Source organism: Methanomethylovorans sp. PtaU1.Bin093 (genome assembly GCF_002067275.1).
In the GTDB taxonomy this organism is placed as follows: Archaea; Halobacteriota; Methanosarcinia; order Methanosarcinales; family Methanosarcinaceae; genus Methanomethylovorans.
In genome coordinates, this window is the sequence record NZ_MVQX01000061.1 from 1 (window position 1) to 12285 (window position 12285).

General features: G+C 44.0%; 15 protein-coding genes. 6 read left to right on the top strand and 9 right to left on the bottom strand.

Features of this window, described 5'->3' with window-relative positions; translation table 11 throughout:
* Window positions 1-69 precede the first annotated feature (69 nt).
* The 5 genes from A4E24_RS07555 to A4E24_RS07575 all read right to left on the bottom strand — a co-directional run bounded on the left by A4E24_RS07555 (window position 70) and on the right by A4E24_RS07575 (window position 4306).
* Entirely contained in the window at window positions 70-711 is a 642-nt protein-coding gene (locus tag A4E24_RS07555) for a DUF116 domain-containing protein (RefSeq protein ID WP_292352674.1), read from the bottom strand.
* A complete protein-coding gene (locus A4E24_RS07560; protein ID WP_292352675.1) occupies window positions 704-1342 on the bottom strand; it encodes a DUF116 domain-containing protein in 639 nt (212 codons plus the stop codon). Before A4E24_RS07560 ends, A4E24_RS07555 begins: the two co-directional genes overlap by 8 nt.
* A gap of 61 nt (window positions 1343-1403) precedes the next feature.
* Entirely contained in the window at window positions 1404-2651 is a 1248-nt protein-coding gene (locus A4E24_RS07565) for a (Fe-S)-binding protein (protein ID WP_292352676.1), read from the bottom strand.
* A gap of 1 nt (window position 2652) precedes the next feature.
* Window positions 2653-3444: a disulfide reductase gene (locus tag A4E24_RS07570; RefSeq protein WP_292352677.1), complete on the bottom strand. Its 792-nt coding sequence runs from the start codon at window positions 3442-3444 to the stop codon at window positions 2653-2655.
* Between the two features lie 202 nt (window positions 3445-3646).
* Window positions 3647-4306 (bottom strand): NAD(P)/FAD-dependent oxidoreductase, encoded by a 660-nt coding sequence (locus A4E24_RS07575; RefSeq protein WP_292352678.1) that lies wholly within the window; start codon window positions 4304-4306, stop codon window positions 3647-3649.
* 360 nt (window positions 4307-4666) lie between these two features.
* On the opposite strand from A4E24_RS07575, the gene A4E24_RS07580 reads away from it, so the two are divergent.
* The gene (locus A4E24_RS07580) at window positions 4667-5515 is read left to right on the top strand and encodes a hypothetical protein (RefSeq protein WP_292352679.1); all 849 of its coding nucleotides are present in this window, start codon (window positions 4667-4669) and stop codon (window positions 5513-5515) included.
* Window positions 5516-5681: 166 nt separating this feature from the next.
* On the opposite strand, the gene A4E24_RS07585 is transcribed toward A4E24_RS07580, so the two are convergent.
* Complete coding sequence (locus A4E24_RS07585) at window positions 5682-5954, bottom strand: hypothetical protein (protein WP_292352680.1); 273 nt, start codon at window positions 5952-5954, stop codon at window positions 5682-5684.
* 284 nt (window positions 5955-6238) lie between these two features.
* Here A4E24_RS07585 and A4E24_RS07590 point away from each other — a divergent pair, with 284 nt between their 5' ends.
* From A4E24_RS07590 to A4E24_RS07605, 4 genes are all read left to right on the top strand, one after another.
* On the top strand, window positions 6239-6922 hold the full coding sequence (locus A4E24_RS07590) for a metal-dependent hydrolase (RefSeq protein WP_292352681.1): 684 nt from the start codon (window positions 6239-6241) through the stop codon (window positions 6920-6922).
* Window positions 6923-7019: 97 nt separating this feature from the next.
* Window positions 7020-7706, top strand: a complete 687-nt coding sequence (locus A4E24_RS07595) for a metal-dependent hydrolase (RefSeq protein WP_292352682.1) — start codon at window positions 7020-7022, stop codon at window positions 7704-7706.
* 101 nt (window positions 7707-7807) lie between these two features.
* On the top strand, window positions 7808-8407 hold the full coding sequence (locus tag A4E24_RS07600) for a metal-dependent hydrolase (RefSeq protein ID WP_292352683.1): 600 nt from the start codon (window positions 7808-7810) through the stop codon (window positions 8405-8407).
* 663 nt (window positions 8408-9070) lie between these two features.
* Complete coding sequence (locus A4E24_RS07605) at window positions 9071-10009, top strand: S16 family serine protease (RefSeq protein WP_292352684.1); 939 nt, start codon at window positions 9071-9073, stop codon at window positions 10007-10009.
* A gap of 23 nt (window positions 10010-10032) precedes the next feature.
* On the opposite strand, the gene A4E24_RS07610 is transcribed toward A4E24_RS07605, so the two are convergent.
* The 3 genes from A4E24_RS07610 to A4E24_RS07620 all read right to left on the bottom strand — a co-directional run bounded on the left by A4E24_RS07610 (window position 10033) and on the right by A4E24_RS07620 (window position 11683).
* Complete coding sequence (locus tag A4E24_RS07610; RefSeq protein WP_292352685.1) at window positions 10033-10302, bottom strand: cupin domain-containing protein; 270 nt, start codon at window positions 10300-10302, stop codon at window positions 10033-10035.
* Window positions 10303-10395: 93 nt separating this feature from the next.
* Window positions 10396-10761, bottom strand: a complete 366-nt coding sequence (locus tag A4E24_RS07615) for a VOC family protein (protein WP_292352686.1) — start codon at window positions 10759-10761, stop codon at window positions 10396-10398.
* Between the two features lie 82 nt (window positions 10762-10843).
* On the bottom strand, window positions 10844-11683 hold the full coding sequence (locus tag A4E24_RS07620) for a YihY/virulence factor BrkB family protein (protein WP_292352687.1): 840 nt from the start codon (window positions 11681-11683) through the stop codon (window positions 10844-10846).
* A 357-nt stretch (window positions 11684-12040) separates the two neighbouring features.
* On the opposite strand from A4E24_RS07620, the gene A4E24_RS07625 reads away from it, so the two are divergent.
* Window positions 12041-12285 (top strand): response regulator (locus A4E24_RS07625; RefSeq protein WP_292352688.1); only part of this gene is annotated, 245 nt, incomplete at its 3' end.

The following is a 12285-nucleotide window of genomic DNA, read 5'->3' on the forward strand; positions in this document are numbered from 1 at the left end:
TACTACATCTAGATCCCCTTGCAAGCAATGAGTTTCAAAATTCAAGGGAACGGTTGCTTCCGATATTTATTATACAGACTGTACTGTTCCACTTATTGCAAAGTCCTCAAAAACCCGGGTCACCTTGTTATAATCCACTTCTGTATTGTAGCACCCGTCATTCAGCATTGAGATGCCATATGTGACTATTTTTGTGCCTTTGAATGCCTGCATTACTTTAATCAGTTCGTAGTCACATGCTATTAGCAGAGCACCGTCTATTGTCCCATCGTGCAGGATATGTTTGACAAAAGAAGAACCTGTGATTATGTACAATCTGTAACCATATTTCTGTGCGTCCTTGCCGAGCTTTTCAAAAACACATTTGCCACAAGCCACGCATTGTATCCCTTCTTTTGTGGAATGTGCAGGGCAGTCCATGGAACGCATGCAGTGAGGTGCCAGAATTATACGGTTCTTCGTTCTATGGAAATCATTCCTATGAGCTATGTTCTTCAGGGAGACCATCCACTTATCGAGCTTTTTTGGATCAGAGAACTTATAGAAAAAATATTTGATCGGCAGATAAAAGAAATCAAGGACCTCTGCAAAAGAACCTGCAAGCCAGACATTCCTGTTAAGGCTCATACGGCTGACCACAAGGGCGATCCCGATCAGCATGACAGAGGCGATAATAAGAACGAAAACGATCTCGCCTATTATTTTATACACAGGATCCCTCCATTTTCCTTATTATCTCTTCAACATCCGCTTCAGTGTTGAAGCAGCCATCCTTAAGCAGACATACTCCCTGTACCGGCATATAGGCCGCAACTCCTTGCATGGATTCAGAGAGTTCCGGATAACAGGCCACGCCGATACAACTTTGAGGCCTGTGTACTTTCAGTATCTTTTTTACAAAACTTCCACCCGGGATGACGAAAACTCTGAAACCATATTTTTCAGCGGCCTTACATACAGTTCCAATATCACATTTTCCGCATTTCTTGCATTGGTATCCTTCTATAGGATCGCATCGAGCCTTGCAGTCGGGATGGCGCAGGCATTGAGGCAGGAATACCACTTTTAGCCCTTTTGCTTTGCGGAACTTGTCCAGCATAAGAGCGTTCCTTAGTTCTATCAGGATCTCGTCAACAATGGTATCTCGAATAGAAAACCGTCTGCAGATCCACTTAGCAGGACCATAGAACAGGTATAGCATAAAAAGCACGAAATTCGGGAAAAGTATCCTTTTGCGTTTGAAACTGTAAGCCCCTAACAATAAGGCTACGCCGATGCTTATAATGATAACAATGGCCAGTAATATGAATACTTTTCCCAATATTTCATAGGGAATCTGCATTTTTCATCTCATTTACACTTTTTGTTCAGGTGCTGTATCTTAAAAAAGGGACCTGTGAGTTTCACTCTGCAGGAGTGTCGCTCAGGTCGATCCCCATGGCTTCTGCCACAAGCACCACCACATCTTCAACTTCAAGTTCCTTTAAACCAAGAGCATCCCTTCCGTCACTGAGGTTCCTCTTACAGAACGGACAGGCGCTTGACAGCAGGTCTGCCTGTGTTGCAAGTGCATCTTCGACCCTTGTCCTTGCCACACCCAGTGCAAGGTCAGGAATACCGGCTTTCACACCGCCTCCTGCTCCGCAGCAGCGCTGGTTCTCCTCGATCCTTTCCATTTCCACAAACTCTATACCTGGGATACTTTGAAGAACTGCTCTCGGAGGCTCGAAGACGCCTACATGACGACCAAGGTGGCATGGGTCATGGTATGTTACCTTCTTGTCAATTGACTTCTCCCACTTGATCTCTCCTTTCTGGATAAGGTCCTGGAGGAACTGAGTGACGTGGACTACCTTGAATGGTAGTTCCTTGCCGGTCAGACGCGGCCAGTCAATAAGGGAAGCCCTGTAGCATCCTGCACATGCATAAAGAACTGTTTTTGCACCCTTTGCTTTGATGTTATCGATGTTCTTCTGTGCATTTATCTTTGCAGTGTCATTGATGAAATACTGGCCGGTCCTTATAAGTGCTGAACCGCAGCAGATCTCGTTCTCTCCAAGCATTGTGAACTTTATTCCCAACTTGTTGAGCACGCGGGCAGTCGCAAGGGCAAGTTTCCTTTGCTTAAGTTCAGCAGTGCATCCGCCGAAATACAGGACTTCTGCATTATCCTCTACCTTGATGTCTTTTGGGAACCAGTTGACCCTGTCCTTATTGTCTGCCATGTATGGGTTCTTGTATTCTCCAATAAGCTTCAGGAACATGCCTTGCTTACCAAAGGGGCCTATACCACTCTTAACAAGGTTTGCGCGCATGGATTCCCATAGTTCCACGGTGTTTATGGCAGATTCACATACAGTAGCACACATACCACATGTGGTACATCCGTACACGTCGTTCTTGAACTGTTCAAGCTCTTCCAGTGGGATCTGCTTTGGACCGAAAAGCTTGGCACGCAGTCCGTAGGACTTCTTCATGAACTCGGCCCACCTGAGGATCTTATCTCTGGGTGCAAGTCCCGGGTTCTGACCGGAAGCATCGTATGTAGGACACCAGTTGACACATTCTCCACATCTGCTGCAGGCATCCAGTTCCATGAGCTGCACTGCTGTGAAGTTCTCAGTGTTTATAGACGGCTGACGTTTTGCCATTTTATTCGCCTCCCTTATTTGCGAGCAGTGTAAGAGGGATGGCTATTACGTGTATGTATTTGCTGAAGGGTATGTATGCTATACAGAACAGCAGAGAGATGACCACATGGAACAGTGCTGCAGGTGGTGCATATGCATAGTCTATGCCAAAGCCCCAGAACCTGCCGGTCCTTATACCGTCTGCAATGAAACCTGAAATCGTTATTATGGCAAGTCCGATGATAAGGATGGAGTCATATGCGATAGTGGATTCTCTGGCCTTTGCAACGAACAGTCTCCTGTATATTGCAATTACAACACCTATAAGCAGTATGTAACTGAATATGTCATTGGGTACTGCGAGCAGTTCTCTGAAAACCTCCGGGTTCATGAACCAGGGGAGTGCCTCAGCGAATCCTATCTTTTCACCGATCATGTGGGTCATTTCAACAAAGAACATCGCGCCGGACATTGCAAAAAGGACCATCCAACCGACAAAAATAGTGAAGTGCATGAACCATCTGAGAGGACTTCTTCTCAGGATCCTTCTCTGAAATAGAATGTCAAGAACAAGCGTTTCAATAACCGACTGATTGTGAACATGTGCATGCTGGCTCATCTGGTACATGAGCATCTTAGGGAACGCCCAGATGCTTTTCGATGGTGCCTGACCATATCCTGTGGAGCCCATACTCCATTTCTTTAAGTTGATGTACATTCCTACAATAAAGATACCAATTGCAATGATAGACAGTAGCATCATCTGCACAAATGTGACCCTTAATGCATCGGATATACCTGCAAAATAGTCCATATTTATCTTCTCCTTATTAATGTGAACAAGTAACTATTATAAAAGTTGAATCTGGTCTACTCTCGAGTAACCGCTATGGTTGCATGATTGTAGTGTCTATTATATTTAAAGATTTTCATTACATTATATCTATCAGCAGCCATATTTTCATGATCTTATGGCTTGAGAACAATGATCTTTTAAAAAAGAGCTTATGGGCTGTTCACAGCCCTATATCCTTCCTGAACTTTTCCAGTCCGATCTCATCGATGAACCTGCCAAGCCTGTGCTTTGTGGCATGGCTCTTATAATAGTTGATGATCCTGTCCACCATGTCAAGGACCTCTTCTTCTGTCAGTTCATCAGCAATTATATCTGCAAGCCTTGGTTTAATGCCGGCACTGCCCCCAACCATCAGTGTGTAACCCTTGGGAGTGCCCAGAATGCCTATGTCCTTGATTGCCGGCTCTGAACAGGAGTTCATGCATCCTGCGACTGCCATCTTAAGCTTGGAAGGAAGTTGCAGGCCGTGGTATTTTTCATCCAGTTTCAGACCCAAGCCGACGGCGTCCTGCTGTCCGCGCTTACAGAATGTGGTACCGGGACAGATCTTTATGCTCCTTACACACAACCCGATGGCCGCTGCAGGTTTCATATCCAGGTCCTTCCAGATGTTATCCAGGTCAGCTTCCTTGATCCCCACTATGGCTATTCTCTGTGCAGATGTCATTTTCATGGCTGCTGCATTGTACTTCTCTGCCACATCCGCGATCTTGCGCAACAGGTCGGGAGTCACTATGCCTCCGGGTATCTGTGGCGCTATTGCGTATGTTTCCTTGTCTCTCTGTAGGATCGCTCCTTTCTCTAATTTGTCTCCTGCCATATTTGTCACCTTCAATGGTATTTTCAGGAAGTGTCCCTGACAATATACCCCACTTGATTTAACCTGATTGGCAGCTATGGTAAATATGGTTTTTGCTCTCCTTTTGAGCCAAATTAAGCCGCTATATCCGGTTATTCTTCTATGGGGGAAGTTATTGTAAGGGGTTTTGTGTTCATCTCCATCAAATATGGAGCTTTGTTATGTTTTCAGGCAGCCGGATACTTATGGAAAAATATCCTTCTGAGCAAAAATTAGAGCTAAAATTGAACTCCGCAATAAAATAGATAAGTTTAAGTAAATGCTAAATTTATATATAAAGGTCCTATAGTGCATTTAATGCAGAGAAGAGGAGGTTGTTTAGTGAAGATTCTATCAATATGTTCAAAAAATGACATCTACAGTCTTGCCCGTACTTCCATTGTACCGGCCAGTATACTATTAACCGTATTGCTGTCGGTATGCTGTGCTGCCGCCGCTGTGACCGACTTACAGATATCCCCGGAAAATCCGTATGTTGGGGACAGTGTTACTATTTACGGAACTGCTTCTCCAAATGAGGTGCTTTCCGCAAGTGTCACCTTCGTACAAAATGCCGCGGCATCAAACGGCGAATACAAATATGATCCTGGCAAGGTATCAATACCAAAAAGTACAACTAACTCAATCATTACCGTAAAAGGCGCAAAGGATCTCACCATATCCACAAAGATCCTGGGTATCGATCTGCACAGGACACTGGAAGCATCAGCAGGTACGGCTACTATGTCCATGTCCAACATCCCTAAAGGCAGATATGATCTGGTCGTCAGCGGTAAAACCGAAGGCACAGATCCGGTACAGGTCATAATGACAGCAAAGATTAATATCCAGGCTGACAAGAAAGGGAGATTCAAGTATTCTTACAAGACGGACTATGTGCCTGCGGGCGAGTTTACCATTGACATAGGCGATCAAACAAGGGTAGTTACCTTAAGTCCGAAGACCGGTAATAAAAAAGGTGCAGGTGGCGGTAAAGGAGAAGCAAGAGTGATTGACACTCAAACACAGCCTGAATTGCCTCTGGGATCACTTCCAGAAGTTTCTCCAGAAACTAATGTGACGGAACCAAATGTAACGGAAGAAATGATGCCAGAAACTGAACCTCAGAGTTTTATGGATTCTCTAAGCGCGCTACTCGACAAGTTCTTAAAGTCACTGGGTTTTGATTAATGGAGGGCATGCAACCTCCTCTCTATCTTTTTTAGTACTTAGTATATGTTTCTTAAAAAGAGTCCTGTTCCATATCCAGTGCTCAGCATCTGTCGACAAAGAATGCAGAATAGCCATTGCCCATGCAGGAAAGGCCTCTTTAAATAGGATCGTCGGAGCAAATAACTCAGATGATCTCTGCTACTTTATATATTACAATAGCTGCGAAAGAAATTAAAAGCGGGAATATGCTCATGTCCAGCAAGCAGTTAATGTTGTTGTTCCATTTGTCGCAAGCTGACAGTATCTCCTTTGCTGAAAGGAAAGCTATGAGTCCAATGACAGCCAGTACACCATACTGAGAAAGCCCGAGGGGCGTTGTCATGGATATAGCTCCGGCAGCCGTAGTAGTAGATGATACTGCATTCACTGCGATTGTGGATACGACGCTGGTCAACATGCAACTTAACTGTTATACAGACTCACTATATAAACCTTTTTAAAACATTTTATGAAAACATGTTCATATAATTATAATTTACCTCCGTACAAAAGTAGCATTCCCGCGGACAAGTTTTATTCTTCTTTATATCCTAACGGACGAGTAACGAAAGCTTAGAGCATAATGATTTTTTAAAATTAATAATTATATGAATCGACAGTAAACTGAGTTTTGAGACCAGTTCAATAAGAAGAGTATTTCATTCGCTAATTATATATTAATTAAATTTATATTAATATTTCATGCCATACCCTGTCGTACATATAATGTTTTTTGTGTTCTGTATATTCCTGCCCGGGCTGTACGGATTTATGCAGTCTGCCCTGGGAGGCGGAGTTTCCCGGAGGGATTGGTGGCATTTTCTATTGTTGCTGATGGTGGGTGCTTTTTGTTCATTGTTGCCGGATATACCGGCAGTATGGAACTATTTCCTGTACGACAATCTGGAACACGGTATGGCAGGGCCGATACCGACGCATTCACTGGTATTCGGGACCGTAGCATTCTGTGGAGCGTTCATTGTAGGCCTGCTGGCATACAGGCATCGTGACAGGGCACTGGCACTGGGTATGTTCGCGGAGACGGCTTTCCTTTCCCATCTGCTTCTGGACGATATTGCAGAGGGCGGTCTTACTTATCTCTACCCGCTACACAACGAACCCATGAGCCTGTTCTCTTATGTGAACGTGGAATTTTCAGGTGTGAACTTCCTGTACTACAACCTGGCTGGTATCGTCTCTGTGTTCTTTATCTTCTGCGTACTGCTCATGTCCCTGATGTCATTGCACTATCTGGGCTTTGGGTTCAGGTACCATCCCCTTCAAAACGGATCAGGAACAAATAGTGGTCATAGCAGTGTGAGGTCCCGATGTGTCTCAAGAGGGATCCAGACATCTGATGCAAATGCTGTGGAAAATATAAGATAATGTATATTACATTGAAGTGGTAAAGATATGCAGTTCCTTTTTTCCTGCAGGGGTCGGGAGATTAAATTCTTAAATGTTCAGATAGAATTTATGCTGTATGCCATATCCCATCGTACATTTGATGTTCTTCGTGTTCTGCTTTTCTTCATCGGCCCTGTACGGTTTTGCGAATACTGCACGGTCAGAGGGGGTACATTGGACCGATTGGTGGCATCTGGTATTGCTGCTTATGCTTGGCGGTTTTTTCTCATTGCTGCCGGACATACCTGCTGTGTGGAATTTTTTGCTGCATGGCACTCTGTCCCACACCATGGCAGGACCAGTGCCCACTCATTCTTTAGTGTTCTGCAGCCTTGCTTTCTTCAGTACAGCCCTTATAGGCCTGCTGTTATACAGGCATCGGGGCAAAGCTATGGCGCTGGGAATATTTGCATGGGCTGCATCCCTTTCGCACCTGCTGCTGGATGATGTGGCCGATGGTGCTATTACCTATTTCTATCCTTTTTACAACAGGACCATGAACCTGTTCTCCTATGCGGACGTTGACCTGGCAGAAGTGAACTTCATGTACTATAACCTTGCAGGCATGGTCATCGTTCTTTTCGTATCGTGTATAATGCTGATGACCATATGGTCTCTGAACTACCTGGGATTTGGGTTCAGGTACCGGCCTTTCAAACCAGGAGTAACGGATGCAGAACCGCGATATGACAAGACCGATGTGATATCCGGATGCTCTTCGAAAGGGGTAGAGGCCACAGATACTGCAAGGAATGAAAAGTGATATCATGTGGATCACAAACCTTCGGACCTTTGCGAATATTGTTCGTTTAGGATAGAACTGACCGACAGTATTATAAAATATTTCTATTAATATCTAATTATATGCCCTATCCTCTCGGACACCTGACATTCTTCGTACTGCTGCTGTTCCCAGTAGCTCTGTATGGTTTTGCGAAGGCTTTCCGCCAAGGAAAGGTACAGCGCAGTGATTGGTGGTATTTCCTGGCATTGCTGGCCATAGGCAGCTTTTTCTCGCTGTTCCCGGATATATCGGCGGTCATCAATCTGATCCTGTACGGTGCCCGGGGTGATCACTGTACCATTGGTTCCTTCCCCACACATTCATTGCTGTTCTCCAGCATTGCCTTTGTCGGCGGCGTCATTCCAGGCATGATGATGTACAGGCAGCGGAACAAAGCCCTGGCAGTGGGAGTATTCGCAGCGGCTGCCTCACTCTTCCACCTGATCCTGGACGACATTGACGGCGGTATCATCACGTACCTGTATCCGCTGTATAGCGAGCCCTTCAGCCTCTTTCCGCTGCTGAGTGGGGGTCCTTCAGAAATGGGTATCCTGTACTATGGCTTTATGGTCATTGTCGGAGCGTTTTCCATCGTCCTTGTGCTGCTCATGGCTTTCCTGTCCCTGAGATACCTGGGTTTCGGGTTCAGGTATGACCCTTTTAGGCGCGAGATAAGATAACTGTCTTTTTTCATTTTCAGTTTTAACGATCTAAACTTTGTATATGAGTAATAATTATGGATGCCCTTGGGATATTGAGAGAACATGAGCATGGGAAACAGTGCTTTTTGGTGTGAGAAAATGGGAGTTTTTGTTTCTTTTGCAAAGAAAGATGATGCTCTATTGGGATTTGTTCGGTTTTAACCATGAAGTACACTTATACTTAAAAAGTTATAAAAGTATAGTAGATAACTAAAAATTGCCCACTCAATGTTGTGGAGATCCGTATTGTTTGGATATATATTCAAAATAGTAATGTGAGTTTCCGCTCGATCTCACATTACCTGTTGTTGAACTGAGCATAGACCACTGCTGCGGCGATTATGCAGCCGTATACTCCTAGCTTAATTGTTTTTGCTATCATTTATACCACCTCTCGTTTTTCATAAATGATGTTTCGTTTATCATACCACTGTTACAACGATAGATCCAATGTTTCTTTTCGTTCGGTAGCCACCTTATGGCTCCTGTACAAGCTATCCTTTGCTGTTTGGCTATATAAATATATCCGAAATATTATAAATATAAATAATCATTATGATGAGATTTGACATGAACTTTTAAACACAATCCGCAAACAAGTAAAAGTAAAACGTATATACTCTAAAGGTCGTATGGATTATCATGAGAAAAGGGGCAATGATCCTTTTACTGATTATTTCGCTCACTGCAAATCTCTACCTGCTGGCAGTACAGCAACCTGTGAAAGATGAGCAGGTACAACTGTTGCAGGAGCAGATCAATTCCCTTGAAGCAGAAAATGAGGTACTGGATGCGCAAATAAGCCAGGATAATGTATCTCTCCAGTCATATGCTTCTCAGGTTGATTTTTACCGGCAGCAGGTGAACGAGCTTAGAGCCAGCATGGGCCTTTCAGCGGATGGATATGAAGGAAGTGCCAGCCTGCAGGCCCCTGCCGTGTACCAGAGTGTTGAAGAGGTCATAGATGGACCTTTCATCAGGCAGATAGTAACTGAAAAAGGATCACTGATGAACATTTCCGTCGAGGTGGACCAAGGCAAAGGCAGGGTCCTTGTGGAAACAAAACCTCTCATGGGCGTAGTGTTCCAGGATGCAGCCAATACAGCTGTTTTCGTGGCACAGAATATGACAGGTGCAAATCTGATGGTCAGTGATACCATATTCAGTATAACTGCACCTGGTGAAGTACCGGCAGTAGATGGGCCCAGCGCAGGTGCACTGATGACATTGATCATGATCTCAGCCATTAATAATGAGCAATTGAACGATAGCATCACTTTGACCGGTACGATCGATCAATATGGCCATATTGGTGAGATCGGGGGTGTGCTGGAAAAAGCCCAGGCAGCAAAAGATGGCGGCAAGCAACTGCTTCTGCTACCACAGGAAAACAGCCAGCTTGTGCAATATACTTATGCCGAGAAGAACATAGGTGGCTTTTCCATAATCGAAAGGAGGCCAGTGATCATTGATGCCAAGCCTTACATTGAAGAGAATATAGGGATCCGTGTGGAATATGTGGATTCCATAGAAGATATAATGTATTATGCTTTTGATGGCCCAAAGAGCAATGCTCCATAACTGAGCTCTGTTTTGAACAATGATCATTGAATGTATTCGTCCCTGCGGGGAGAGAAAACTTCGATGGCCACTGAGTCTTCAAGTACTTCCGCATAGTGTGAAACACCACCTGGGATATTCCACGAATCACCGCTGATCACTTCGTATGTGGCGTTCCCGATAGACAGAACCATCCTACCTGACACCAGATAACCTGTCTGTTCATGCAAATGTTCATGTGAAGGCAGGATGCTTCCTTTCTTCAACCGGAATTCTGTCATCAGAGTACGTTCTCCGTGGACAAGCGTCTTCATGCTGATTCCGGGAAGCACTTCCCTATAACAGTTGCGATCGCTTTTACAGAACATGAATTAAAAGAGGTTAACTTCAAATATTGATCTTACTGTTCATTTCGCTTCCGGGTCATCTTCCCACAGACCAAAAGTATTATCTTCGGTATCCAGGCACACTGCAAGGTAACCCATTCCCGGCACTGCCATCTTGGGAACGATGTTCTTTCCGCCCAACGATTCCACTTTTGCGATGTACTCATCCACTGAAGGTACGCCTATATAAGCTGTTATTTTCTGATCTCCCTGTCGCTTTCCTATGCCTCCGCCCGGACCATCGGCACCGTCCAGTCCCTTTGTCCGGACCATATAATACTCAAATTCTAAATTCAGTTCAATGTTCCAGTCAAAAAGCTTCGAATAGAACTTGCTCGCTCTTTCCGGATCATCTGCCGGAATATCCAGATGCACTATTGTTGGCATGAAACCACCTCATATAATGTTCTGGAGATAAGGATTTAAGTTTATGCTCATGATCCAGAAAAGATGGGGTCTATTCTTTATTTCATGGTTCTGATAAGTAGCTTGAATAGACCTTAATGAACTCTGCTCCCATGGTTATGACAATGGAACTATAGTATATCCATAACAATAGGCCTATCACTGAGCCAATGATACCATAGACAGAAGTCAGGTCGCTATGGGCCATGTAAAACACTATGGCGTATTTTCCGATGGTTATCAGAAAAGCGGTCATAACAGAACCGCTTACTACACATATCAGACATAGATCAACATCAGGCAATACAAGATAGATAAAAGTGAAAAGCATCACAAGGACCATAAAAGCTGCAATTGTGCCGGCATATTGGATACCACCGGAAAATGGAATGTGTGTATATAGTAGCCTTGAACCCGTTAGCATCAAGGCTTCCAGCAAAGTGCTGACCACAACGAGTCCGCCGAAAATTACTACTGTTAGCAGTGAAAGCACCATATCTTCCAGAAAGTTCCTGGCAAAATTACCTTTTGAAACCGGAACCTTCCATATCTTATCCAGGAATTTCTTGAATTGCCTAAACACGTTCCCTGCACTCCACATCAAAAGGAGGATACCAGTCAATGCACTTAAAGACAGAGAGGCGGTTTCCGGCACATTTGTAAGAAAAGTATTTAGTGATACAAGTAAAGTGGGATCAACGACCCCTTCCATATATTCCGCAATGTTAGCCGGGACTTGCCCGGACCCCAGGAAGAGGCTTCCTATGGATACGGAGAAGAGCAGAATGGCTGGCAGGCTCATCAGTAAATAAAAAGACAGAGCTGCACTATCGGTCATGGAATTGTTATCTCTCCATTGCTTCAGTGTGCTAACTGTAATTTCCTTGATCCTTTGGGTGCTCATCCTTTACATAGATGCTCTGTTGCAGTATATGTTTTGCGAAAATGAAAACTATGGGGCATTATGATATCAAGGTTTCCTATGGTGAAACAGTCTTCTGATAGAACTTGGTTCAAAACTCATTTTTCCATCATTCAGTGCAATTATGTAACAAAAGATCATGATCTTTAGAACTTTCATTGGTTGCTTGTTGTAGTCAAAAGGGAGAACAACAGGTTTTTTGAAATGAGGGGTTACTTGTTTATTTTATGGAGAGGGTTTACTGTGTTTTTTATACTATAATTAAATATAAATAGCTACCCATATATAGTGAACGTATAAACAAAAACTCATAATAATCGCATGATCAGAAGGAATATAATGAGACGCATCCTGGTAGTAGAAGATAATCCCATGAATATGGAATTAGTGACTTTCCTATTGCAATCAAATGGAATGGAGGTCACACAAGCTGTGGATGGCACAGAGGCGTTGGAACGGGTCAGGAATGATCTGTTTGACCTCGTATTACTGGATATCCAGTTGCCTGGAATAGATGGACTGGAAGTCCTGAAAAAGATGAGAGAAAATCCAGCCTTACAAAAAATGCCTGTTGTGGCCTTGAC